The organism is Tibeticola sediminis (assembly GCF_003843835.1).
Lineage (GTDB): Bacteria > Pseudomonadota > Gammaproteobacteria > Burkholderiales > Burkholderiaceae_C > Tibeticola > Tibeticola sediminis.
The window spans coordinates 102,001-126,637 of record NZ_RKQL01000005.1; the positions used below are offsets into that span (position 1 = coordinate 102,001).

Below are 24,637 nucleotides of genomic sequence, written 5' to 3' on the forward strand. Positions count from 1 at the left end.
GGTCAGGCGGCTCAGCGCACGATCAACTCGGCGCGTCGGTTGCGGGGCTCGTCGACCTCATCGGCCGTTGGAACGGCTGGTTCGCGCTCGCCGCGGCCGATCGCGACGATGCGCTCTGGATCGAAACCCTCGCGCAGCAGCCGCTCGCGTATCGCTTGCGCGCGCTGCAATGACAGCCGGTCGTTGGCCGCTGCGTCGCCCACCGTGTCGGTATGCCCGATCACCAAAATTTCTCCCCCCGCACGCGCCGCGGCTGCGCGCAGAACCTCCGGCAGCAGGCGTTCCGACTCGGGGGTGAGATCCGAGGTCCCGGTGAGAAAGCTGAGGGTGTATTTCAGCGGTGGCTGCGGCCGCAGCGCAATCAGCTTGGGGTAGCGCTCGCGCACCTCGTCGGCACTGCTCTGCGCCGGCACGAGCTGCCCGCTGCGGTCGACGGTGGCGGCCTGGTAGGGCTGGTCGAGACGCAAGGATTGCTCGCCGCGACGGATCTCGACGGCGCTGGGCCGACCCCCGTCCTCGGGCAGCAGGATGACCCGGTCGACGGGCCCGGCGCAGCCGGCAAGCCCTGCCGCGAGCAAGAGCCCAAGGCCCAGGGTCGTCCTGCGGTACTTCATGGGGGTTTGCGACTTCATGGTGCCTCCACGATGAAATCGGTGCCGCGCAGCCCGATGACGAGCGTGGGCGTCTTGACCTGCGCCTTCTCCGGCTGCAGCTTCGCAATCAGGCCCGAGACCATGCGCAGGCTGCCGTGCAGCAGGCTCAGCAACAGGCTGCCGCTTTGCGTCGTGGGTTCGAACTCAAAGCCCGCGACCTGCAGTTGCGCCTGGGGGCCTAGCACCAGCTCGGTTCCGTCGCGCAGTGTGAGTGCTGCGGCGCCGTCGGCCGCGGTCTGGATGCGGTCGTTGGGAAAGACGGCGTCACCGGATCGGACCTTGCGGGTTTCGCTGCCGAGTGTCGCGGTGACGCTGCCTTCGACCTGCTTGAACGTGCCCGCGCGCTCGCCTTTGGGCGCGGTGTCGGCCCAGGCAGGCGTTGCCAGCAAGGCCGCTACCAAGGCACAGAGTAGGAAACGGTCGCTCATAGGGCTCCAAAGAGTGCGGCAAGAAGAAAGCAAATGCGCCTTCATTGTGCCGCAGCGATGTGCTCCTTGCCGCGACAATGCAGGGTTTTGCATCTTCGAGATTCGAGTCGCCATGTCTTCTTATTACTCCGTCCGCCCCGCCACCGTCAAAGATGCCCGCACCATCGCGGAACTGCACGCCCATACCCTGCAGGCCGTGCTCGAAGGCTTGCTGAGCCCAGAGGAGTTGGCTCGCATCCAGCCCGACGCGGCTCGGGTGGCGCATTGGCGTGACGCCGTCACCTATGGCGAGCCCCAGGTCTTGTTGGCCGTCGACGGCGACCGGCCGGTCGGCTTTGTCGGTTTCGACCGCTCGCGCGACCCCAAAACCAAGCCCACGACCGGCGAAATCTGGGCGCTGTATGTCCAGCCGGGCGACTGGGATCAAGGGGCCGGGCTCGCCCTTTGGGACGCCGCGCGCGAAGGTCTGCTCGATGAGGAATGCACCGAGGTCACGGTCTGGGTGCCGCTGCGCAACGAGCGCGCGCTGCGATTCTTCGAGCTGGCAGGCTTCAAGCGCGAGCTCAAGACCGCTCGCACGACGGCGGTGGGGACGACCCGCCTCGAGGAAATCCGGCTGCGCCGCGCGCTCGATTGATCCGGGGTCGTGCGCGATGCTGCTGCTCGCCCCGATGGAGGGGCTGCTCGATCACAGCTTGAGGGACATCCTCACGCGCGTGGGCGGCATCGACCGGTGCGTGTCCGAGTTCATCCGCGTGACCGACCAGTTGTTGCCGCCCCGGGTCTACACCCGCATCGTCCCCGAGCTGCTACACGGCAGCCGCACGCCCAGCGGCGTGCCCGTGCGTCCCCAGTTGCTGGGCTCGGATCCGGCGTGCATGGCAGAAAACGCGGCACGCCTCGCCGAACTCGGGGCGTTCGGCGTCGACCTGAATTTCGGATGTCCCGCCAAGACGGTGAACCGCCACCGCGGCGGGGCGGTGCTGCTCGACGAACCCGAACTCCTGCATGACATCGTGGCTGCCGTGCGTCGGTCGGTTCCGGCCGGGTTCGCGGTTTCCGCCAAGATGCGGCTGGGCTATGCCGACGACGCCCGTGCGGTCGAGTGCGCCTGCGCGCTGGCCGAGGGCGGAGCGCAGGAACTCGTCGTGCATGCGCGAACGCGCGCGCAGGGCTACCGGCCGCCGGCCCATTGGGCGCGCATTGCCGACATCCGGCGCGCACTTTCCGACACGGTCTTGATTGCCAACGGCGAAATCTGGACCGCGGAGGATGCCGAGCGTTGCCGCCAAACCACCGGCTGCGAATCACTCATGCTCGGCCGCGGCATGATTCGGGATCCGGGCCTCGCGTTGGCCATCCGGGCGGCTCAGGCCGGAGCAACGCACGCGGACGCGGCGCCCGAGGCCGTCGATTGGCCCTCGGTTCGGCTCCTACTGCTGGAGTTCTGGCGGCAGATTTCATGGCGGGTGGCACCGCGACACCGTGCGGGTCGGCTCAAGCAATGGCTGTCGAGCCTGCGCGGGCGTTACCCCGAGGCACGCGCCGCGTTCGAGCGGCTGCGCCTGGTTCAAGATCCGGCGCTCATCGAGGCCTGGTTGTTTGAGGAAACACGCGCGACGACTACACTTTCGTGACTTTTTTCACGAAATATGTCCGATTTGCCTCCCCTGATTCGTCGCTGTCTCGATGAGGCGGGCGATCGCATGCGCAGCGCGCTTGTGCAGTCGATGGACGAGGCGGTCGAGGCTTTGCAGGCGGCTGAGGCGGCCGAGCGCCGGATTCTCGAACGCGATGCACTCCACTTGGCCTGGAGTGGCTTGCAGCGCCAGCGGGCAGCCTGGAATGCGCGCTTCGTGTCGGCGCTCGCGGAGGCGATCGAAGTCGCCCCGGCCGCCGAGGCGCAACGCCTTGCCCCCTTCACGCCATCGGTCCTGGGGGTGCTCGATGCCAGTCCCAGCGGCCTTGGCGGCTTGTCGCTCGTCGACGACGAGCAGATGGCTCAGGATCTGGCTTTTGCGCACCTCGTTCAGCAGTGGCGGCTGCAGGTCGAGCCCGTGATGGCCGATCTCGATGCCTGGGTCAATGCATCCCTGGGCTTGCCCGAAGTGGTGCCCGAGCGCAACCTCCTTCGGCCGGAAACCTTTGCGCGGGCGCTCATGATCGTCGTGACCGAATCGGGCGCGGACGCCGCCACCCGCGCACGCTGGCTGCGCGCTTTGGCCGTGTCGATGGGGCGCTCGCTGCGTGCGGTCTACGAGCATCTGCTGACCCTGTTGCGCGCCGGTGTCGAAAGCCCTGCGCGCTACCGTCTGCAGCCCGCGCGCGGCGGGCGCGTTGCGGGCTCGGTCGCGGCGGATTCATCGCGCGCGGCGATCGACGACCCGGCCCCTGCGGTGCCGGGTCGGGCGCCGGAGTGGGCCGTTGAGGCTGGCGGCTTCTCGCCCATCAATCCCTTGGACCCCGAGCTCGGACTTCGTCTGCTCGAGGGCTTTCTGGACGGGTCGTCGCCAGCGCTGGCGGCGCCTTTGGACGCCGCCTACCTCGAAGCGCTGGAGCAACAGGCCGGGGCGGCTCGAAGCGCGGCGGCTTCGACCGACGACGCGCCGGGTGGCAGGGCGCCGGTCGACGCCCGCAGGCTCGACGCGCGCTGGGGCGAGCTGGCCGAGCCCGCACGGCGGGCCGATTGGCGACTGGCGACGCAGAAGCGAGCCCAGCGGGTCGATCAGGCTCTGGGCATCGAAGTGGTTCGGCGTCTGGTCGCCCAGGTGGCCGACGATCCTCGGCTGCTCGAACCCGTGCGTGAGGCGATCGTGGCGATCGAGCCCGCGCTGCTGCGGCTGGCGCTGGTCGATCCCCGGTTTTTCGGGGATGAGACCCATCCCGGCAGGCGGCTGATTTCGCGGGTTGCGCAGCGCAGCTTCAAGTTTCGAGACGTCCACAGTCCCGGCTTTGGCGGTTTTCTCGACGGCGTGCGCTCGACGTTTCAGGCGCTGCACCACCGCCCCGAAATCGAAGGCAGCGGGCCGTTTCGGGATGCGCTCGGGCGTCTTGAGAACCAGTGGCTGCGTGAGGATGCCGTCGAACAGGCCGAGCGCGAGCAGGCCCTACAGCGGTTGCAGTTCGCCGAGCGGCGGCAGGATCTGGCGAACGAAATCGCCTACGAACTCAGCCAGCGGCCGGATTTGACGGGGGTGCCCGCCCCGGTGCTCGATTTCCTGTTTGGTCCCTGGTCGCTGGTCATGGCCCATGCGCGGCTGCTCGATACCGCCCAGCAACTCGACCCCAGCGGTTTCGGCCTCGTCGTACCCGACTTGGTCTGGAGCGTGAAGCCCGAACTCACCCTGCGTCAGCCGACCAAGCTGCTCGACCTCGTGCCGCCGATGCTGCGGCGTATCCACGCCGGACTCGATCTGATCGGCATGCCGCCCGAGGAGCGGCAAAGCTTTCTGGATGTGTTGTTGCAACTACACGAGCCGGTGCTGCGCCTGCGCCGCGAGCGATCGGCCCTGCAGTCGCAGGCGCCGCAGCCGCCGCTGCCCGCCCACTGGACGCCCGTGGTGCCCGAGGAACGCTTGCCGCAAAGCCCGCAAATGCCGTGGTTGGCCCCACAGGATCGCGTCTCGCTGGGGCTGGCTTCGGCGGGCGGTGCCTCGCCTGCGGAAGGCGTACCACCCGCTCAGCTCGAGGACAGCGCCGCTGTACCCCTGGAAAGCGCAGCGAGCCCCCTGGAGGGGGATGCGGAGCGGCTGATCGCCGAAGTTTTGAACCATCTGCGGGTCGGTGACTGGGCCGACCTTCAGGTACGTGAACGCTGGCGCCGCGTGCAGCTGAGCTGGGCGACGGCCAACCAGACCCTCTACCTCTTCCACGGCCAGGGCGGCCGCGCCTACACCATGACGCGGCGCATCGTGCAGCGCCTGCTGGTGCGGGATCACCTCCGTCCTGTCGATGCCACCGACGTCGTCGCCCGCGCACTCTCTCAGTTGCGCCGACAGTTGCGGGCATAAAGTCCGAGGCGCGTCGGCTCAATGGCCGAGCATCTGGTCTTTGGCGTGGAAGTAACGGCGCGCATAGGCCACGAGCTGATTGTCGGTGGGGTGGTCGATGCTCTCGATGCCGACGACGCGTTCGGCCACCTGCGGATCGTGCTTTTGCAAGTGCTTCATCAGTTCGACCTTGGCCTGGCCCGGGCCGACGATCAGGATCTCCTGGGCGCCGCGAAGTGCTTCGGCGATCTCGTGGTAATACTTCGCGTCGCCGCTGCGATGCCCGGAGCCGACGATGCCGGACTTGACATGCAGATGGGGCCGCCCGCCCTCGGGGCGAACGATCGAGCGCTCGACGTCGTCCGGGCTGATGTGCATGACATGGGCTTCGGCATGATCGAGCCAAACGGCAGCGTGATACTGAGACATGGGTTTCTCCGGTGAGTGGTGATTCAATGTAAAGAGTCTATCGAGCGGGCCGAATCGCTCTCTTGATGCGCGTCAAGCCAGCAGCAGGCGAGGGCGGCTTTCACAGGCACAATCCGAGCGATGGCGGGCTGAGAGGCTGAGAGGGAATTGGTCATGCCCGCTTTGACGTCCCAAAACACCCCAGAGGGCGTTGCAAATGCGCGCCGTAGCCCGAGCTACGGCTGTGCTTTGCGCCTACTCGGGCGCGTTTTGGGGCGCCCCTTCGGGCACGCCCAATTCCCTCTCAGCCTCTGAGCCCCGAGCGAAACAGGACAGACGATGACGGTTCAGTGGTATCCCGGGCACATGCACCGGACAAGCAAGGCGATTGCCGAGCGCATGGCCGAAATCGACGTCGTGATCGAACTGCTCGACGCGCGCCTGCCCGGGTCGAGCGCCAATCCTCTGCTGGCGCGGTTGCGCGGAGATCGCCCCGTGCTGATGGTCCTCAACAAACAAGATCTCGCCGACCCGGCCCGAACCGCGCTTTGGCTGGACTGGTATCGCGCGCGGACGGCAACCGGGGCGCTGGCGCTGGATGCCGCAGAGCGCGCCGCCGCCCGGCTGCTGATCGACGCATGCCGCGCGTTGGCGCCTGGTCGGCATGGGCTGGCCAAACCCCTGCGCGTGCTGATCTGCGGCATCCCCAACGTCGGGAAATCCACCCTGGTCAATGCGCTGTGCGGACGACGGATGGCCAAGACGGGTGATGAGGCCGGAATCACGCGCATGGAGCAGCGGATTCTGCTGGCCGATGACTTCTACCTTTTCGATACGCCTGGCATGTTGTGGCCCAAGATCGAGATCGAACGCAGCGGTTACTTTCTGGCGGCCAGCGGTGCGATCGGGCGCAACGCCTATGACGATGTGGAGGTCGCGCTCGAATTGCTCGATGTTTTGCGCGCGGACTACCCAGAACGGCTCGCGCAGCGCTTCGGACTGGCCGCTCCCGTGGAGGTGTCGGCAACCCCAGCGGACCAGTTGCTCACCGAAATCGGCCGACGCCGCGGTGCTTTGCAGTCGGGTGGACGCGTCGATGAACAAAAGGCGGCCGAGCGGGTGCTGGCAGACTTTCGTTCGGGAGCCTTGGGCCGCGTCACGCTGGAAACCCCGGAGCGTTTCGTCCAGTGGCAAGCCGAGGCAGATCGCGCCAGGCAAGAGCGCGAGGCGCAGCGTGCCGAGCGCCGTCAGCAGCGTCACCCGCGTCAGGCGAGCAGCCGCTGATCGGGCGGGCGAGTTGGGCGGGGGTCGGCCGACCTAGCTGCCAAAAAATTAGGCAGGATAAGGCCCGCCCTTTGAAATCAAAGACTTGGGTATTCACTACAGAACTTGCCCAAGCTTATCCACAAGATTGTTCACGTCCAGACGGGACAACCGCCTCGTCGACCATCTTCTATTCGACCTCGCCCCCGAAGCGCTCGATGAGGTTGGCGACATATTGATCGACCAGGTCTTCGAATTCCTTGCGAACGACCGGTTCGACCACCACGCGCATCAGGGCGGGTAGGGCCACCGAGACGTCGGCCTCGATGTTCAGGGTGACCTGGGTGGATGTTTTCTTGTCCTTGATCTTCCAACTGCCCCGAACTTCGGCATTGCCGATGCCCTTGACCGGCGTCCATTTCACCGTTCGCTTGGCCTTGTCGCTGACATACTTGCAGGCATACACGGTTTGCAGGTGGACCTGCTTCGTCCCCACCTTTTCCATTTCCCACTGATAGACCCCCTCGCCCAGATCGACGAGACGATGCACTTTGGGAAAGTGGCTGACCGACAAGGGGACGTTGGAGAGCACGGAGAACACCTCGTCGGCCTGGGCGTGCACTTCGAATTCGTACTGCAGTTCAATGTGGACGGTGACGGTCATTTCGAACTCCTGGGTGATGCCCCATAGATGCCTCGGCCCAAGCTGCATGTCGAAACCAGTGCCCAGTCCCGACGGCGCTCAAGATGGCTTCGCGGCTCAAAGGGGACCTCAGAGAGGGCGCATCTGCGCGGTTTGCGCATTGTGCCAAAGGCTGGTGTCGCAGCGCGTGGCAGTGCGATGGAAACAAGGGGCGGGCTCCCAAGCCAGGTTGTTGCCTCGCTGGTGGAGCCCGCCTTGTTCCCGGCGGATTCGCCTACGGGCGCGGCTCTGTTTGTCGATCTTTTTCGCCCGCAACATCCGCCGCTCGTCCCCCTTCGGGCCTCCCTGAAGGCTGATGGTGTGACGCTCAAACTCAAGGTTGCCCCATTCATCCAATTTGGTGTCGAGCACCCCTGGCAAGATTGACAGGCATGCGCATGCCGATCGGGTGGCGGCGGGCGGGGCGAAATTTTGTTGTACAATGCGGGCTTCGCGGCTGTAGCTCAGCTGGATAGAGTACCTGGCTACGAACCAGGGGGTCGTGGGTTCGATTCCTGCCAGCCGCACCAAACAAAAAGCCCTGAAGCTGATCGGTTTCAGGGCTTTTTCCTTTGTGTTCGAGGTTTGCGATGAGCAAGGCATTTACCCGAGAGCCAGATGCCGAGGCCGACGATTCGGAGCAACCCGAAGCGGCGGGCCTACCCGCAGGCACACGAAACTACATCACGCCCGAAGGATATGCGCGCTTGCGCGCCGAGCTGCTCGAACTGATCGACGTGGAGCGGCCTCGCGTCGTCGATGTCGTCCATTGGGCGGCCAGCAACGGTGACCGTTCGGAGAATGGCGACTACATCTACGGAAAGCGGCGCTTGCGCGAGATCGATCGCCGCATCCGTTTCCTGACCAAGCGCCTGGAGATCGCCGTCGTCACCGACCCGTCGGTTCACCATGGCCGCGACGAAGTGTTTTTTGGTGCGACGGTCAGGTACGAAGACGATTTGGGCGAGCAGCGTACGGTGACCATCGTCGGAATCGACGAAGCGGATCACACCCAGGGGCAGGTGAGTTGGATTTCGCCGGTCGCTCGAGCGCTTCTGAAGGCCCGCGTGGGCGACGTGGTCCGCTTGCAGACGCCCGCGGGCACGCGGATGCTCGAAATCCTCGAGGTGAGCTACCCGCAGGCGCGGTCGACCTCGTCGTCTTGACGGACCGGGCCGCTGCCCTTACGCACCCGCCATTGCCCGCCGGACGTGCAGCACGTGCGGGGTGCGGCGCAGGCTGCGCATGAGGCTGTCGAGATGGGCTTCGTCCCGGACAGCCACGACGAAGCGCAGATCGGTCGTCTCCATGGCGCTTTCGTCTTCCATGTCGATGTGGGTGATGTCTCCTTCGGCTGCGGCGATGGCGCCGGCCACCTTGGCCAACACGCCTTTGCCGTTGCGCACCGTGACGACGATTTCTGCATCGAACGCCCGTGTGGGCTCATCGGACCATTCGACGGTGATGAAGCGCTCGGCGTCCTTTTGCAACAGCTTGCGGGCGGCTGGACATTCCGCGCGGTGGACCATGAGGCCTTCCCCTCGGCCCAGATAGCCGACGATCGCATCCCCGGGTACCGGCCGGCAGCAGCGCGCAAAACGCACCGAGGCGTTTTCGCTGCCGTCCACCGTGACCGCTCCTTGCGACAGCGTTTCATGGGCGGTGAAGCGTTCGCGGCTCAACAGGATGGCATCGGGTTTTTCGCCGCTTTCGTCGAGCAGCGCCAACATCCGTTTGGCGACGATGCTGGCCACCCGTTTTCCGAGACCGATGTCGACCATGAGCTCGCTGCGACTGCGGCTGCCGGTAAAGCGCAGCAGTTTTTCCCACAACTCCTGGTGCGCCTCATCGTCTGCGGGGACGTGGTCGACGCCCTCGGCGCGTAGGGCCTGGGCCAGAAGCTGCTCACCGAGGCGCTCCGACTCGGTCTGCGCCATCGTCTTGAGGTAGTGCCGGATTTTGGACCGGGCTCGGCCCGTGCGCACGAAGCTCAGCCACGCGGGGTTGGGCGTGGCGGTGGGGTTGGTGACGATTTCGACGACGTCGCCGTTTTTCAGTTCAGCCCGCAGCGGCGAATCAAGGCCATTGATGCGCGCACCGACCGCATGGTCGCCCACGTTGCTGTGAATCGCGTAGGCAAAGTCGACGGCGGTGGCACCGCGGGGCAGGGCCAGGATCTGGCTCTTGGGGGTGAAGACGTAGACCGCATCGGGGAAGAGGTCGACCTTGATGTGGTCCCAGAACTCGGCAGCGTCCCGGGTTTCGTCTTGAATGTCGAGCAGCGACTGCAGCCACTGCGTGCCGAGCCGGTTTCCGTTCAAGGCGCTGCTGTCGTTGTTCTTGTAAAGCCAGTGCGCGGCCACCCCCGACTCGGCCACCACATGCATCGCCTGGGTGCGCAATTGGAACTCCACGTTGATGCCCGATGGCCCGACCACCGTCGTGTGCAAAGACTGGTAGCCGTTGAGCTTCGGGATCGCAATGTAGTCTTTGAATTTCCCTGGGACTGGCTTGTAGAGCTGGTGCAAGGCGCCGAGGCCCGTATAGCAGTCGATGGTCGATGGCACGATCAAGCGAAAGCCATAAATGTCGGTGACCTGAGCGAAACTTAGATGCTTTTCCTCCATCTTCCGATAGATGGAATAAAGCGACTTTTCGCGACCGCTGATTCGCACGCTCAGTCCCAACTCGGAAAACGCCCGCTCCACTTCCGCTTGCACCTTGGCAATCAGGTCGCGCCGCCGGCTGCGGGCCCGCTGCACGGCCTTGGCCAGCACGGCATACCGCCATGGATGCAGATGGCGGAAAGCCAAGTCCTGCAACTCACGGTAGGTTTCGTTGAGGCCCAGTCGATGCGCGATCGGCGCATAGATTTCGAGCGTTTCGGAAGAAATGCGCGCCCACTTGGATCGCGGCATGTCGCCCAGCGTGCGCATGTTGTGCGTGCGGTCGGCGAGCTTGATGAGGATGACCCGCACATCCCGCGCCATGGCCAACAGCATCTTGCGGAAGGACTCGGCCTGACCCTCTTCGCGGGTGGTGAACTGCAACTTGTCGAGCTTGGTCAGTCCGTCGACGAGATCGGCCACCGAGGAGCCGAAGCGCTCGACCAAGTCTGCTTTGGTGACGGCGCAATCCTCCATGGCGTCATGCAGCAGCGCTGCCATGAGGGCGGGGGCGTCGAGTTTCCACAGCGCGCACTGGGCGGCGACGGCGATGGGATGCGTGATGTAGGGCTCACCACTGTGGCGCCATTGGCCGAGATGGGCTTCGTCGGCAAATCGGTAGGCCTGGCGCACCCGCTCGATGTCCGCAGGATCGAGATAGTCCAGGCGCTCGAGCAGGGCTGCAAAGCTCGCCGCCGCTGCGTTGGCGGCCGCCGGGGCCTTGCCAGGCCCCCTCGATTCGGTCGAGGGCGGCGTGGAAGAGGGGGGGACGACGGCGCTCATAAGGATGAGACTTTACTGCCAGAACGGCGAGCTATGAAAAAAGCACCCCTTGGGGTGCTTCGGGCAACGCTGAACAAATCCCCCGCGCGCCGCGCATCGCAGCTGCGGGCGTGCCGTCACGGGAACTGGTTCAGCGTTGCCTTAGGCTGACGCTTCGGGGTTCTCGCCTGGCAGCATGGGGCGGCGAAGCGGCGGACGTTCGAGCGCTCAGATGGGTACTTTCTTGAGCATTTCGAGGCCAACTTTGCCGGCCGCGATCTCACGCAGGGCCGTTACGCCTGGCTTGTTGCGGCTTTCAACCTTGGGCGTATGGCCCTGGGCCAGCATGCGGGCGCGGTACGTTGCTGCGAGCACGAGCTGGAACCGGTTCGGGATTTTTTGAAGGCAATCTTCAACGGTGATGCGGGCCATGGTGGTCTCGGTGAATCAGGAAATGTTCAGAGCGGAGAAGATCTCCGGGCGCAAGCGTCGCTGGGCGACGTAGCGCAGGCGCTGCGCGTGAACGATGGCTTTGAGGTCGAACAAAGCGCGTTCAAATACTTCGTTGATTATAACGTAGTCAAATTCATGGGCATGGGCCATTTCTTCGGCGGCATTGCGCAGGCGCAGAGCGATTACTTCGGGTCGATCTTCGCCGCGGCGCAGCAGTCGCGCACGCAGCTCTTCCCAGCTTGGGGGCAGGATGAAAATGAGCACCGCGTTGGCGAACGCGCGGCGGATCTGCAAAGCCCCTTGCCAATCGATTTCCAAAATCACATCGGCGCCGCTGGCAATACGCTCTTCGATGGCACGGCGGGAGGTCCCGTAGCGATGGCCATGCACGTTTGCCCATTCGACGAACGCGCCTGCGGCAATCATGGCGTCGAATTCGGCGTCCGAAACGAAGAAATACTCGCGGCCATGGCGTTCCTGCCCCCGGGGTGCGCGGGTGGTGTGGGAGACCGACAACTGGACCTGAGCATCGAGTTCGAGCAGGGCCTTGACCAGACTGGACTTACCGGCGCCGCTCGGTGCGGCGACGACGAAGAGGTTGCCGGGGTAGTCGCTCGTCGCGGCTGAGGCGTCCAGCGCAGTCGAGGGGGCGCAGTCCATGTTCATTCGATGTTTTGTACCTGTTCGCGCATTTGTTCGATCAGCACTTTCATGTCGACCGCGATACGCGTGAGTTCCAAGGTGGAAGCCTTGGAGCCGAGTGTATTGGCTTCCCGGTGTAGTTCCTGGATCAAGAACTCGAGGCGTTTGCCCACCTCTCCGCCCTGATCGAGCAGTCGCTCGATTTCCTCGATGTGCGACAGGAGGCGGCCCAGTTCCTCGGCCACGTCGATGCGAAGCGCAAACGCCGTGGCTTCGCTGAGCGCGCGTTCCTGGACCGCGGCGCTCGAAGGGTCGCCGCCGGCCAGGCCGCAGGCTTCATTCCAGCGGTCGATGAAGCGTTGCCGCTGTTGCTCGACCAGTTTGGGGATCAGGGGCTGGGCCTGCTGGGCGAGTGCGCGGATCGCGGCACAGCGCTCGCGCATCAGGCTGGCGAGGCGCTCGCCCTCTCGGGACCGCGCTTCGAGGAAGGCCGCGAGGGCGCGTTCGGCGAGCGGCAGCACGTCGGCCTGCCATTCGTCGCTGCCAGCCGGCGTGTTTGCCGCCAGCCGCAGCACGTCGGCAACGCTCAGCGGCTTGGCTTTGGGTAGCCAGGACAGCACTTTGTCCTGTGCCGCCCCCAGGCGCTGGAGCAGCCGGGGCGCGGGGTCGAACAGGGCTTCTTCGGCGGAGCGGTCCAGCCCCGCCCTCAGTTCGACCTTGCCGCGGCGGATGGATCGGGTCAGCAGCTCGCGCAAGGCAGGCTCGAACGCCCGGAGTTCATCGGACAGGCGGAAGCTCAGGTCGAGAAAGCGGCTGTTGACGGAGCGAATCTCCAGGCTCAGCCGGGGGCGCGCGGAGACAGAGGGGCCCTCGGCCGAGGGCGGATCTTCCCCGTTGTGCAGGACGCTCGCGTAGCCGGTCATGCTGTAAACTGACATTCGATTTTCCTGCTGTTGGCGTTGGGCTTGGCATGGGACGGGATCCCTCGCCAAGATGGGGTACTCATCGCATTGCACGAGGTCGAGCCGCCGCGAATTATGTCAAAGGTCAAACCTGCGCCCCTTCCTCCCGATACCGTCATTGGTGGCTACCGCATCGTTCGCCGCGTCTCCTCGGGCGGCTTTGGCGTGGTGTACCTCGCCGTGGACGCCGAGGGCCAGCATGTCGCCATCAAGGAGTACCTGCCGTCCTCGCTGGCCACGCGCGCGCCGGGCGAGTTGCTGCCGCAGGTCGCGCCCGATAAGCTTTCGCTCTATCGCCTGGGCCTCAAGAGCTTCTTCGAAGAGGGGCGGTCGCTGGCACAGATTTCGCACCCTTCGGTCGTGAGCGTGCTCAATTTCTTCCGGGAGAACGAGACCGTCTACATGGTGATGAACTACCTGGAGGGTGCGACCCTACAGGACTACATCGTCACGGCGCGCGACCTCAAGAAACAGAAGGTGTTTCGGGAGTCGACCATCCGGTCCTTGTTCGACGAAATCCTGCGCGGGCTGCGCATCGTGCACCAGCACAAGATGCTGCACCTGGACATCAAGCCCGCGAACATCTTCATTACCGACGACAACCGCGCGGTGCTGATCGACTTTGGCGCGGCGCGCGAAGTGCTGTCGAAGGAAGGCAATTTCATCCGGCCGATGTACACGCCGGGCTTTGCCGCGCCCGAGATGTACCGGCGCGATTCGAGCATGGGGCCGTGGACGGACATTTACGCCATAGGCGCGTGCATCTACGCGTGCATGCAGGGCTATCCGCCCAATGACGCGCCGCAGCGGCAGGAGAAAGACCGGCTGCCGCTGTCGCTCGCCCGGCTGCGCGGGGTGTATTCCGACAACCTGATCGAAGTGGTCGACTGGTGCATGTCGCTCGACCCCTTGTCGCGGCCTCAGTCCGTGTTTGCGTTGCAAAAGGAACTTGCCCGCGAGAGCGAGCGACGCTACACCAGGCTCACGCTGGGTGAGAAGGTGCGGCTGCAGGTCGACAACCTGATGACCGACACCAAGAAGGGTCTGCGGGCGGCGACGGAATTCGGCAAGAAGATCAAATGATGTTCTCCGTCTTCCAGGTCAGCCGCAAGGGCGGGCGCGAGCGCAACGAAGACCGCATGGGCTATTGCTACACGCGCGACGCAGCCCTTTTTGCCCTGGCCGACGGTATGGGTGGCCACCCCGAGGGCGAGGTGGCGGCCCAACTGGCCTTGCAAACCGTCTCGTCCTTGTTCCAGCGCCAGGCGCGGCCCACGGTCGACGATCCGCACGCCTTCCTCACGCACGCACTGATGGCCGCGCATCATCAGATCGTGCGTTATGCGGGCGACAAAGGCATGCTCGACACCCCGCGCACGACCCTGGTTGCGGCTTTGCTGCAAGACGGCCATGCGTTTTGGATCCACTGCGGCGATTCGCGGCTTTATGTCGTGCGCGACGGCCAGTTGCTGACCCGCACGCGCGACCATTCCTTCGCCGAGCACCCGGCAGCGTCCGAGTCGCTCGGTGGGCCGCCGACCGCCAACCGCAACATCCTGTTCACCTGCCTGGGCTCGCCCGTGCGCCCCATCTTCGACCACGGCGGGCCCTTACGCCTGCTGCAGGGCGACCGTCTGCTGTTGTGTTCCGATGGGCTGTGGGGAACCTTGCCCGAAGAGGCCATCGTGGCCGGCGTTGCGCAGGCTCCGGTCGCAGAGGCCGTTCCCGATCTCGTCGAGCGCGCTCTGCGTGCCGGAGGTGCCCGTTGCGACAATGTCACGGCGATTGCGTTCGAGTGGGAGACGCCCGGCGCGGCCGAGTCGGCGTTTGGGGTGTCGACCGACAGCATTTCCGATGGCGTCTTCGCATCGACCATCCAGGCCGGCCCCGCCGACGCCTCGGCCGATGAACTCGATGACGCCGCCATCGAGCGCTCGATCGCCGAGATCAACGAAGCGATCCGCCGATCCGCGGCCCGCAGAGGTTGACGCTTCGGAGCGGGCCGACCCCGCGCGGGCTCGTCCCGATTCACCGACAGGAAGCTCTTTGATGACGACATTCATTCGTTCTGGCGGCCGTGCTGCCGATGCCTTACGCCCGGTGCGCATCACCCGCGGCTACACCATCCACGCCGAGGGCTCGGTGCTGATCGAGTTCGGCCACACCCGGGTGCTGTGCACCGCCTCCGTGCTCGACAAAGTGCCGCCGCACCAGAAGGGCAGCGGCGAAGGCTGGGTCACGGCCGAGTACGGCATGCTGCCGCGCGCCACGCACACCCGCGGCGACCGCGAGGCCGCGCGCGGCAAGCAAAGCGGGCGCACGCAGGAGATCCAGCGGCTCATCGGCCGCTCGCTGCGCGCGGTGTTCGACCTCAAGCGCCTCGGCGAGCGCACGCTGCATCTGGACTGCGACGTGATTCAGGCCGACGGCGGCACGCGCACCGCGGCCATCACCGGCGCCTTCATCGCCGCGCAGGACGCGGTGAACCGGCTGCTGGCCGAAGGCAAACTGACCGAGAGCCCCATCACCGACCCGGTTGCCGCGATTTCCGTCGGCATCGTCGAGGGAACCCCCTTGCTCGACCTCGAATACACCGAAGACGTCGCCTGCGACACCGACATGAACGTCGTCATGACCGGTGCCGGGCATTTCGTCGAAGTTCAGGGCACCGCCGAGGGGGTGCCGTTCACGCGCGTCGAGATGAACCGCTTGCTCGATCTGGCCGAGAAGGGCATCCGGGAGTTGCTCGAACTGCAGCGTATGAGCTTCAAAAACGAGAGCAACTAAAGGCCATTTCATGCTGGGGAGAAGGGGAAAACCTTGAAAATCGTGCTCGCATCGAACAATTCGGGCAAGCTGGCGGAACTGCAGGCCATGTTGGGCGATCTGCCGGTGCAACTGATCCGCCAAGGGGAACTCGGCATCCCCGAGGCGCCCGAGCCTTACCGCACCTTCCTCGAGAACGCCCTGGCCAAGGCGCGCCATGCGGCGGCGGCCAGCGGCCTGCCCGCGCTGGCCGATGATGCCGGCCTGTGCGTCGATGCGTTTGGCGGGCTGCCCGGTGTGGACACCGCCTACTACGCCACCCAGTTCGGCTTTGAGAAGGGTGATGCGAACAACGTGCGTGCCCTGCTCGAGCAAATGCAGGGTCAGGCGAACCGGCGCGCGGCCATGGTCAGCACCCTGGTCGGCGTGCGTTCGCCCGACGACCCCGAGCCGCTGGTGGCGGTCGGCCGTGTGGTCGGCGAGATCGCGCGCGAGCCACGGGGCCACAACGGCTTTGGCTTCGACCCCGTGATGTACATCCCCGAGTTCGGCCGTACCTTCGCCGAGTTGCCGGTCGAAGTGAAAAACGCCCACAGCCACCGCGGCAAGGCCGCACGCGCCATGGCCGCCATGATTCGCGAGCGTTGGCTGTGACCGAACCCCTGTCCGACGTCGCCGCCCACTACTTGCGGCCGGGCACGCTGCAACTGCGCGAGCAGCCGCCGTTGTCGCTCTATGTGCATCTGCCTTGGTGTTTGAAAAAATGCCCGTACTGCGACTTCAACTCGCATGCCGTGCGCGCCGCCCCGCCCGCGGAGCACACCCTGGTTCGCGCCGCACCGCAGGGCCGCCAGCCAAGCGCGCCCGAAGCCAACGCGGCAGCGGCCGTGCCCGAAGCCCGCTATGTCGAGGCCCTGGTGGCCGACCTCGATGCCAGCCTGCCGCTGGTCTGGGGCCGGCCCATCGTCAGCGTGTTCATCGGTGGCGGCACGCCGAGCCTGTTCAGCCCTGAGGCCATCGAGCGGCTGCTCAGCGCCATTCGCGCCCGCCTGCCGCTGATCCCGGACTGCGAGGTCACGCTCGAGGCCAACCCCGGCACCTTCGAGCGCGACCGCTTCGCCGCCTACCGCGCCGCCGGGGTCACGCGGCTCTCGATCGGTGTGCAGAGCTTCAACGACGCGGCCTTGCAGGCGCTCGGTCGCGTGCACGACCGCGCGCAAGCCATCGCCGCGGTCGAAGAGGCCGCCCGCGCCTTCGACACCTTCAACCTCGATCTGATGTACGCCCTGCCGCAGCAAACGCTCGCGGCGCTCGACGAAGATCTGGCCACGGCGCTCGCCTTCGCGCCGCCGCACCTGTCGGTCTACCACCTCACCATCGAGCCCAACACCTACTTTGCCAAGCACCCGCCCGCGCTGCCCGAAGACGACCTGGCTTACGCCATGCTCGACCGCATCACCGAGCGCACCGCGGCGGCCGGGCTCGAGCGCTATGAAGTCTCCGCCTACGCGCGGCGCGGCCACCGCTGCGTGCACAACCAGAACTACTGGCAATTCGGCGACTACCTCGGCATCGGAGCGGGCGCGCACGGCAAACTCAGCTTTCCGCACCGCATCGTGCGCCAGGTGCGCTGGCGCGAGCCCGAACGCTACCTGGAGCGCGCGCTGGCCGGCGCACCCATCGCCCAGGCCGAGGAAGTCGCCCGCGCCGACCTGCCCTTCGAGTTCATGCTCAACGCGCTGCGCCTGCGCGAGGGCTTCGACTTCGCCCGCTACACCGCGCGCACCGGCCTGCCGCTGTCGACCCTCGAGCCGCAACTCGCCGAAGCCGAGCGCCGCGGCTGGATCGAACGCGACCTGCAAGGCCTACACCCCACCGAGCGCGGCTTCGACTTCCTGAGCGACTTGCAGGCGCTGTTTCTGCCTTGAGCGGGCTGCGCGCCCGTTGGCGCAGCCGGCCCAGTGTTCCAAGCAGCGGCCCTCAAACCGGTCCACCCACGCCCTTGAACTTCTCCACGAACGCGGCGATTTTCTGGAACACGCGCTGCTTCAGGCTCAGGTATTGCGGGTTGAGCGGACTCATCTTGGGCAGGATGGCATGGAGATCGGTGCCGCTGTCGCTGGCGAATTCCCGCTTCAGGGAGGCCGCAATATAGCGCCGAGCCGCTTCCGGGTTGAGGTTCTCGGACTCGATCAGCGCCTGCGCCTCGCGCTGCTGCTCTGCGCGGGCAAAGCTGAAGAACGCCTCGATCACGCCGGCCTTGTCGCCGAGCTGGTTCAGGTCCGTCTGGTTGATGAAGTCCACCACCAGGCTTTCCTTGGCGCGCTGGCCGAGGCTGGCGCGAATGACGCGGCGCACCTCGTCCACCAGTTCCGACTTGCTGCGGGTCTTCTTGTTGTGCTCGAAGATCAGCTCCAGGATGTAGTCCAGGTTGATCTCCTGCGATTTGAGCAAATCCACCTCGAACACCACATCGTTCCAGTCGATGCTGGACTGGGCTTGCTGGTCGGCCTGCTTCTGGCGATGCAGCCAGTCGCGCACATCGTTGTACACCGAGCGGTAATCCTGCAGCGTGCGCTCGGGTGGCAGCGCAATGGCCGATAAGGCCGCCAGATCCGCCTCATCCAGACCGTGGCGGGCCTGGAACGCCGCCACCGCCGCCGGGTCGTTCGCATCGATGCCCTGCCATTCCTTGAGGCGCGCAAACTCATCGAAGTTCTGCAGGATGTTCTCGACGCGCAGATACTCGCCGAACAGCTTCACGAACGCCTTTTTGTCGGCCTCTTTTTCGATGGCCGTGGGGTCGGGGAAGCGGCTTTGCAGCTCTTGCACCACCTCGACATAACCGCGCCTCGCCTCGCCCGTGAGGGCGTCGGTGAAACCTTCCATGTATTCGCGGTAACTCTTTTCCAGCACCACGTTGCGCGTGTTCTTGTCGCCAAACAGGGTGATGGCATCGATGGTCGCCTGCTCCAGATCGCGGAAGGTGACGATGTTGCCGAAGGCCTTGGTGGCGTCGTAAATCCGGTTGGTGCGCGAATACGCCTGCAGCAGACCGTGGTAGCGCAGGTTTTTGTCGACGAACAAGGTGTTCAAGGTCGGCGCATCGAAGCCGGTGAGGAACATGCCCACCACGATCAGCAAATCCACCTCACGGTTCTTCACCCGCAAGGAAAGATCGCGGTAATAGTTCTGAAAGCCCTCGCCGTCCAGGCCAAAGTTGGTCTTGAACAGCGCGTTGTAATCGGCGATGGCGCGGCCCAGAAACGCCTTGGCGGTGCTGTTCATGGCCGAGACATCCATGCCTTCATCCGCAATGTCGCCCACCGCGTCCTGCGCCTCGTTGGCGGCATAGGAAAAGATGGTCGCCACCTTGAGCGGCTGCGCGCTGTCCTTCTGCAGCGCCTGGAAACTCTCGTAATACAGCTTGGCCGCGTCCACGCTGCTGACCGCGAACATGGCATTGAAGCCCCGGCTTCCCGGTTGCAGGCGGTGGGTCTTCTGGCGGTAATGGGTCAGGATGTACTGGGTGATTTCGCGGATGCGCTCCGGGTGCAGCAGCGCCTGTTTGTTCTCGGCGGCGCTCAGCTTCTGCTCGTCCTGCTCGGTCTCGAGGGCGCGGAAGCGCGGGCGCACATCGTTGTAATCCACCTTGAACTTCAGCACCTTTTCGTCGCGGATGGCGTCGGTGATGACATACGAGTGCAGTTCCCGCCCGAACACGCTGGCCGTCGTCTCCGCGCCCGCCGCGTTTTGCGGAAAAATCGGCGTGCCGGTAAAGCCGAACTGGTAGAAGGTTTTGAAGCGTTTTTTCAGGTTCTTTTGCGCCTCGCCGAACTGGCTGCGGTGGCACTCGTCGAAAATGAACACCACCTGCTTGCGGTAGATGGGCAGGTCGGCCTCGCTCTTGAGCAGGTTGTTGAGCTTCTGGATGGTGGTGACGACGATGCGGTTGTCATCCTTCTCCAGATTGCGCTTGAGCCCCGCCGTGCTGTCCGAGCCGTTCACGCTGTCGGGCGAGAAGCGCTGGTATTCCTTCATGGTCTGGTAGTCCAGATCCTTGCGGTCCACCACGAACAGCACCTTGTCGATGAAATCGAGTTCGGTGGCCAGCCGCGCCGCCTTGAAACTGGTGAGCGTCTTGCCGCTGCCGGTGGTGTGCCAGATGTAGCCGCCGCTTTCCGGCTTGCTCCAGTTTTTGGCCTGGTAGCTGCTCTTGATCTTCCACAAAATCCGCTCGCACGCGGCGATCTGGTACGGGCGCATCACCAGTAGCGTGTTGCTGGTGTCGAACACCGAATAATGCAGCAGCACGCGCAGCAGCGTGTCTTTCTGGAAAAAGGTGGCGGTGAAATCCTTCAGGTCGCGGATCAGGCTGTTGTCCGCTCTTGCCCAGTGCATCGTGAAATCGAAGCTGTTTTTGTTGCGCTGGGTGGTGTTGGCAAAGTAGCGGGTATCGGTGCCGTTGGAAATCACGAACAGTTGCAAAAACTTGAACAGCGAATGCTCGCTGTTGAAGCTCTCCTTGCTGTAGCGGTGCACCTGGTTGAACGCCTCGCGGATTGCCACGCCGCGGCGTTTGAGCTCCAGCTGCACCAGCGGCAGGCCGTTGACCAGAATCGTCACGTCATAGCGGTTGGCCAAGCTGCCCGTCTGCTCGAACTGGCGGATCACCTGCACCTTATTGCGAGCGATGGTTTTTTTGTCCAGCAGATAGATGTTCTGGATGCGGCCATCGTCGAACACGAAGTCGTGGATGTGATCGTCCTGAATCTTGCGGGTCTTCTCGACGATGCCGTCGCCGGGCCGGTCCAGCCAGGTTTCCACGAAGCGCTGCCATTCCCCGTCCGAAAACCGCACCCCGTTGAGTGCCTGCAACTGCTCGCGCACATTGGCCAGCAGCACCGCGGGCGTGTTCAGGTCCGCGCGGTATTCGTACCCCTGGCTTTGCAGGTCGCGGATCAGCTCCATCTCCAAATCGTATTCGCTCTGGTAGCTCTCCGCCGCTTTCCACGCGGGCGTGTAGCGGTCCAGCACGATGAAGTGATTGGATTCGGCGATGGTCTTGTAGTCGCTCATGTCAAGCCTCGCTGGATATCTTGTTACCTGTGGGTTTGGGGAAGCTGAACAGCAAATCGCGGTAATAGGCGTATTGCTTCTGGCGCAACTCGATCTCGCGCGGCAGGCCTTCGGTGAGAGAGTTCGTCAGTGCGTCGAACTGGTCGAGGATGGCGACGATGCGGGCTTGCTCGGCGAGGGATTTTTCTGGGTTGTTTGGGAAAGGAATTGGCACTTGATATTCCAAAACCCTTGTCTTATCACCGCGCGGCATCTTTGCGCCCTTGGCGTGCTGCATCATGTAATCAAAGAACCTATCCACGGCCAGCGCATGAAAAAGATATCGTGGATTGAGGCGTGTGTCTGTTGCGCGTATCACAAGCACATCACCATTTGTTCCGCCAAAGCGGTCAGCGTGCCATATTTTCTTCAAGTACGGACGGATGTTCCCGATCAATATATCGTTCGGCTTGTATTCAACCAGCCTGCCTGAAGTCGGCACATAACTTGAATTACCCCTGCCTGCCCTGTCTTGCAATAGGTTATCGACACCAACATAGTTTTCTTGGTCAACCTGTTGCGCATGAATTCGATTGGTAGAATAGCATGCCACTTTCCCCAACGTCCTCCACTCCACCTCCCCATCCTCAAACCGCAGCAACTGATCGCGATAATAGGCATACTGCTTTTTGCGGGCGGTCAGCTCGGCGGTCAGCTCGGCGGTCAGCTCGGCGAAGCTGTCCAGAATGCGGACGATTTCGGCCTGGATTTCCAGCGATTTTTTCGGGTTGTCCGGGCAGGGGATGGGGATGAGGATTTTTCTGAATCGCTCCTTGGATACATTGAAACGGGTCACGCCACTAGCGGTTTTTGCAATTTGCGACCGCATGAGACCGCTTCTAAAAAGATACTTCGAGTACCCTGGCAAAATCGGAACGTCATTTCTAAAGCGAACGCCGAACGAGAAGCTATTTAAATAGACTTTCTCGTCCGGGGGCGTCATAACCACCGAAGACATACCGACCTCGTCAGGCGTCTCTGATGATCCCGTGAATAAAACATCACCAAACCCGATGAAATTTTGATTCTCCGATTCGGCAATATTCACTGGTTCGAGAGATTTCAAATCGACTGACAAGTTGTCGAAAATATTTTTGTAGCTGACATACCGTGAGTCGCCCCCATCAAAGTCTGATTTTATTTTTCCGGTCAGGCCGCCGTATGTCTCCGCAATTTCCCCCAAGGGCTTCCAAGCCACATCCACCCCGCCCAACAGCCTCTCCAAAAAGTTCTCGCGGCTCATGTCTGTCCTCCCTGCAATTCGCGTTCGATCTGCTCGATGCTGGGCAGGCTGTTTTGCCATTCGATGGGCATGGATTCCGGTAGCTTGAATTCGGCAATGCCCATGGGCTGGGTCTTGTCGCTCAGGGCGTATTCGGCCACCACTTTGTTTTTGCTCTTGCACAGCAGCAGGCCGATGGTCGGGTTGTCGTGCTCATGGCGCAGTTGTCGGTCGACGGCGGTGAGGTAAAAGCCCAGTTGCCCCAAATGCTCGGGCTTGAACGCGCCGGCCTTGAGCTCGATCACCACATAGCAGCGCAGCTTGAGGTGGTAGAACAGCAGGTCGATGAAAAACTCGTCACCGCCCACGTTGAGCAGCACTTGCCGACCCACGAAGGCAAAGCCTGCGCCCAGCTCCAGCAGGAAGTCGGTGACGTGCTCGACCAGCGCGGTTTCAATGTCGCGCTCGCTGGCTTCCTGGCCTATGCCCAGAAAATCGAAGCGGTAGGGGTCTTTGAGCGATTCGCGCGCCAGGTCGGATTGCGGCTTGGGCAGACGGGCATCGAAGTTGGTGATGGCCGCGCCGCTGCGCTCGAGCAAGCGGCTTTCGATGTGCATGACCAGCACGTTGCGGGACCAGTTGTGTTCGATGGCCTTGGCCGCGTACCAGCGGCGGTCTTCTGGGCTCGTGAGCTTTTCCAGCAGCGCCAGATGGTGGTACCAGGGCAATTGTGCAAGCACCGCTTGCACAAATTCAGCATCGGGCCACGCTTCAGCAAAGGCCCGCATGTACTTGAGGTTACGCGGGGAAAACCCCTGCATCTCGGGGAAGGCGGTGCGCAGGTCGTGCGACAGGCGGTCGATGACCTTGGCACCCCAGCCTTGTTGGGCTTGCCGTTCCAGAATGTCGCGCCCAATTTGCCAATAGAGGGTGATCAGCTCCCGGTTGACCGCCAGCGTCGCGCGTTGCTGGGCGCGGTGGATGCGGCCTTTGAGTTCGGCCAGCCAATCGGCGTAGCCTTCGGGCGCGGGGATGAGGGCAACCGGCGTGTCGGTCATTGCGCGCCTCCTTCGATTTCTTCCACGATGGCGTCGATGGCGCGGCGCAGTTCGTCGATGCGGGCCACCGTGCGCTTGATCTCAGCGTTGAGCTGCACGATGTCCACCACCTCGCGGGTGTCTTTGGCCTCCACATAGCTGCTGACCGACAGGTTGTAGTCGTTGGCGCGGATGCGCTCCAGCGGCACGGATTGGGCAAAGTGCAGCACGTCGGCCTTGCTGTCGAACACGGCCATGATCTGCTCGATATGTTCATCGAGCAGCACGTTGTTGTTGGTTTCTTTCTTGAACAGGCCGCTGGCGTCGATGAACTGGGTGCGGGTGTCCGGCTTGTGTTTGGACAGCACCAGAATGTTTACCGCGATGGTGGTGCCGTAAAACAGATTGGGCGCGAGCGCGATGACGGTTTCCACATAGTTGTGGTCCACCAGGTATTGACGGATTTTCTGCTCCGCCCCACCGCGGTAGAAGATGCCGGGAAAGCAGACGATGGCCGCGCGCCCCTTGGCCGAGAGGTAGTGGAGCGCGTGCAGCACAAAGGCGAAGTCGGCCTTGGATTTGGGCGCGAGTACGCCCGCCGGGGCGAAGCGCTCATCGTTGATCAGCGTGGGGTCGTCCGAGCCCACCCACTTCACCGAATACGGCGGGTTGGAGACGATGGCGTCGAAGGGTTTTTCGTCGGCAAAGTGGGGTTCCAGCAAGGTGTTGCCAAGCTGGATGTTGAATTTGTCGTAGTTGACGTTGTGCAGGAACATATTCATCCGCGCCAGGTTGTAGGTGGTGTGGTTGATTTCCTGCCCGTAATAGCCGTCTTCGATCCGGTGCTCGTCGAATTGTTTTTTGGCTTGCAGCAACAGCGAGCCGGAGCCGCAGGCCGGATCGTAGATTTTGTTGACGCTGGTTTGCCCGTGCAGCGCCAAGCGCGCGATCAGCTTGGAGACATGCTGCGGGGTGAAGAACTCGCCGCCCGATTTGCCCGCATTGGCGGCGTAGTTGGAGATGAGGAATTCATAGGCATCGCCGAACAGGTCGATGTGCGCTGCGTCGAAGGGGCCAAAGTCCAGATCGGCGACGCCTTTGAGCACGGCGGCCAGGCGAGCGTTCTTGTCTTTGACGGTGTTGCCTAGGCGGTTGCTGGTGGTGTCGAAGTCGGCAAACAGGCCCTTGATGTCCTGCTCGGACGGGTAGCCGCTGGCCGAGGCTTCGATGCTGGCAAAAATCGCGGCGAGATCGGTGTTGAGGCTTTCGTTGCTGCCGGCCTTGGCCACGACATTGACGAACAACTGGCTGGGGTAGATGAAATACCCCTTGGTCTTGATGGCGTCGTCCTTGATTTCCGGCGTGATGACGCTGTCGGGCAGCTCGGCATAGCGGAGGCTGTCGTCCCCGGCTTCCATGTAGGCGGCAAAGTTTTCGCTGATGAAGCGGTAGAACAGCGCGCCCAGCACATATTGCTTGAAGTCCCAGCCGTCCACCGCACCACGGACATCGTTGGCGATTTGCCAGATGCGGCGTTGCAGTTCGGCACGTTGTTGAATGCTGGTCATGAAGGGTTCCCTGCGGTT

General features: G+C 63.8%; 22 protein-coding genes and 1 tRNA gene. 11 read left to right on the forward strand and 12 right to left on the reverse strand.

The features are described 5' to 3' along the window. Positions 1-11 precede the first annotated feature (11 nt). Together EDC62_RS10545 and EDC62_RS10550 are read right to left on the reverse strand one after the other, a co-directional pair. Positions 12-632 carry an OmpA family protein gene (locus EDC62_RS10545; protein ID WP_124223462.1) on the reverse strand — a complete coding sequence of 207 codons (621 nt, stop codon included), beginning with the start codon at positions 630-632 and terminating at the stop codon, positions 12-14. Continuing rightward, a complete protein-coding gene (locus EDC62_RS10550; protein ID WP_170159063.1) occupies positions 629-1,081 on the reverse strand; it encodes a FecR domain-containing protein in 453 nt (150 codons plus the stop codon). The genes EDC62_RS10545 and EDC62_RS10550 overlap by 4 nt, the downstream gene beginning before the upstream one ends. 112 nt (positions 1,082-1,193) lie before the next feature. On the opposite strand from EDC62_RS10550, the gene EDC62_RS10555 reads away from it, so the two are divergent. From EDC62_RS10555 to EDC62_RS10565, 3 genes are read left to right on the forward strand one after another with little or no spacing between them, the layout of a single operon-like run. Beyond that, positions 1,194-1,718 (forward strand): GNAT family N-acetyltransferase, encoded by a 525-nt coding sequence (locus EDC62_RS10555; protein ID WP_124223466.1) that lies wholly within the window; start codon positions 1,194-1,196, stop codon positions 1,716-1,718. A 16-nt stretch (positions 1,719-1,734) separates the two neighbouring features. Next, positions 1,735-2,718, forward strand: a complete 984-nt coding sequence (locus EDC62_RS10560) for a tRNA dihydrouridine synthase (RefSeq protein ID WP_124223468.1) — start codon at positions 1,735-1,737, stop codon at positions 2,716-2,718. Positions 2,719-2,733: 15 nt separating this feature from the next. Then, the gene (locus tag EDC62_RS10565; RefSeq protein ID WP_124223470.1) at positions 2,734-5,091 is read left to right on the forward strand and encodes a DUF1631 family protein; all 2,358 of its coding nucleotides are present in this window, start codon (positions 2,734-2,736) and stop codon (positions 5,089-5,091) included. An 18-nt stretch (positions 5,092-5,109) separates the two neighbouring features. Here the strand turns inward: EDC62_RS10565 and EDC62_RS10570 are convergent, their stop codons facing one another. Then, positions 5,110-5,499, reverse strand: coding sequence for a translational machinery protein (locus EDC62_RS10570; protein ID WP_124223472.1), 390 nt, complete (start codon positions 5,497-5,499; stop codon positions 5,110-5,112). Between the two features lie 318 nt (positions 5,500-5,817). Between EDC62_RS10570 and ylqF the strand changes: the two genes are divergently transcribed. Further along, positions 5,818-6,762: a ribosome biogenesis GTPase YlqF gene (gene ylqF, locus EDC62_RS10575; RefSeq protein ID WP_124223474.1), complete on the forward strand. Its 945-nt coding sequence runs from the start codon at positions 5,818-5,820 to the stop codon at positions 6,760-6,762. 169 nt (positions 6,763-6,931) lie between these two features. Here ylqF and EDC62_RS10580 read toward each other — a convergent pair whose 3' ends face one another. Beyond that, positions 6,932-7,405: an SRPBCC family protein gene (locus EDC62_RS10580; protein WP_124223476.1), complete on the reverse strand. Its 474-nt coding sequence runs from the start codon at positions 7,403-7,405 to the stop codon at positions 6,932-6,934. A gap of 471 nt (positions 7,406-7,876) precedes the next feature. Between EDC62_RS10580 and EDC62_RS10585 the strand changes: the two genes are divergently transcribed. Then, positions 7,877-7,953: transfer RNA gene (locus EDC62_RS10585), tRNA-Arg, on the forward strand. 60 nt (positions 7,954-8,013) lie between these two features. After that, on the forward strand, positions 8,014-8,589 hold the full coding sequence (gene greB / locus EDC62_RS10590) for a transcription elongation factor GreB (protein WP_124223478.1): 576 nt from the start codon (positions 8,014-8,016) through the stop codon (positions 8,587-8,589). An 18-nt stretch (positions 8,590-8,607) separates the two neighbouring features. Here the strand turns inward: greB and EDC62_RS10595 are convergent, their stop codons facing one another. The 4 genes from EDC62_RS10595 to EDC62_RS10610 all read right to left on the reverse strand — a co-directional run bounded on the left by EDC62_RS10595 (position 8,608) and on the right by EDC62_RS10610 (position 12,884). Beyond that, the gene (locus EDC62_RS10595) at positions 8,608-10,872 is read right to left on the reverse strand and encodes a RelA/SpoT family protein (RefSeq protein WP_124223480.1); all 2,265 of its coding nucleotides are present in this window, start codon (positions 10,870-10,872) and stop codon (positions 8,608-8,610) included. 207 nt (positions 10,873-11,079) lie between these two features. Then, positions 11,080-11,283, reverse strand: coding sequence for a DNA-directed RNA polymerase subunit omega (gene rpoZ / locus EDC62_RS10600; RefSeq protein ID WP_124223483.1), 204 nt, complete (start codon positions 11,281-11,283; stop codon positions 11,080-11,082). A gap of 15 nt (positions 11,284-11,298) precedes the next feature. Then, positions 11,299-11,964 (reverse strand): guanylate kinase, encoded by a 666-nt coding sequence (gene gmk / locus EDC62_RS10605; RefSeq protein ID WP_124223485.1) that lies wholly within the window; start codon positions 11,962-11,964, stop codon positions 11,299-11,301. A 2-nt stretch (positions 11,965-11,966) separates the two neighbouring features. Next, on the reverse strand, positions 11,967-12,884 hold the full coding sequence (locus EDC62_RS10610) for a YicC/YloC family endoribonuclease (protein ID WP_124223487.1): 918 nt from the start codon (positions 12,882-12,884) through the stop codon (positions 11,967-11,969). Between the two features lie 99 nt (positions 12,885-12,983). On the opposite strand from EDC62_RS10610, the gene EDC62_RS10615 reads away from it, so the two are divergent. The 5 genes from EDC62_RS10615 to hemW all read left to right on the forward strand — a co-directional run bounded on the left by EDC62_RS10615 (position 12,984) and on the right by hemW (position 17,602). After that, positions 12,984-13,991 (forward strand): serine/threonine protein kinase, encoded by a 1,008-nt coding sequence (locus EDC62_RS10615; protein ID WP_124223489.1) that lies wholly within the window; start codon positions 12,984-12,986, stop codon positions 13,989-13,991. Continuing rightward, on the forward strand, positions 13,988-14,896 hold the full coding sequence (locus tag EDC62_RS10620; protein ID WP_124223491.1) for a PP2C family protein-serine/threonine phosphatase: 909 nt from the start codon (positions 13,988-13,990) through the stop codon (positions 14,894-14,896). Before EDC62_RS10615 ends, EDC62_RS10620 begins: the two co-directional genes overlap by 4 nt. A gap of 61 nt (positions 14,897-14,957) precedes the next feature. Next, complete coding sequence (gene rph, locus EDC62_RS10625) at positions 14,958-15,695, forward strand: ribonuclease PH (protein WP_124223494.1); 738 nt, start codon at positions 14,958-14,960, stop codon at positions 15,693-15,695. A gap of 33 nt (positions 15,696-15,728) precedes the next feature. Next, positions 15,729-16,328 (forward strand): RdgB/HAM1 family non-canonical purine NTP pyrophosphatase, encoded by a 600-nt coding sequence (gene rdgB / locus EDC62_RS10630; RefSeq protein WP_124223496.1) that lies wholly within the window; start codon positions 15,729-15,731, stop codon positions 16,326-16,328. Beyond that, positions 16,325-17,602 (forward strand): radical SAM family heme chaperone HemW, encoded by a 1,278-nt coding sequence (gene hemW / locus EDC62_RS10635; RefSeq protein WP_245968843.1) that lies wholly within the window; start codon positions 16,325-16,327, stop codon positions 17,600-17,602. The genes rdgB and hemW overlap by 4 nt, the downstream gene beginning before the upstream one ends. 52 nt (positions 17,603-17,654) lie before the next feature. Here hemW and EDC62_RS10640 read toward each other — a convergent pair whose 3' ends face one another. The 4 genes from EDC62_RS10640 to EDC62_RS10655 are packed head-to-tail and all read right to left on the reverse strand — an operon-like array spanning position 17,655 to position 24,619. Then, positions 17,655-20,753 carry a type I restriction endonuclease subunit R gene (locus EDC62_RS10640; protein ID WP_124223498.1) on the reverse strand — a complete coding sequence of 1,033 codons (3,099 nt, stop codon included), beginning with the start codon at positions 20,751-20,753 and terminating at the stop codon, positions 17,655-17,657. Between the two features lies 1 nt (position 20,754). Beyond that, on the reverse strand, positions 20,755-22,035 hold the full coding sequence (locus EDC62_RS10645; RefSeq protein WP_124223500.1) for a restriction endonuclease subunit S: 1,281 nt from the start codon (positions 22,033-22,035) through the stop codon (positions 20,755-20,757). Then, positions 22,032-23,072, reverse strand: coding sequence for a PDDEXK nuclease domain-containing protein (locus EDC62_RS10650; RefSeq protein ID WP_124223502.1), 1,041 nt, complete (start codon positions 23,070-23,072; stop codon positions 22,032-22,034). Before EDC62_RS10650 ends, EDC62_RS10645 begins: the two co-directional genes overlap by 4 nt. Beyond that, positions 23,069-24,619, reverse strand: a complete 1,551-nt coding sequence (locus EDC62_RS10655; RefSeq protein WP_124223504.1) for a type I restriction-modification system subunit M — start codon at positions 24,617-24,619, stop codon at positions 23,069-23,071. Before EDC62_RS10655 ends, EDC62_RS10650 begins: the two co-directional genes overlap by 4 nt. Positions 24,620-24,637 lie beyond the last annotated feature (18 nt).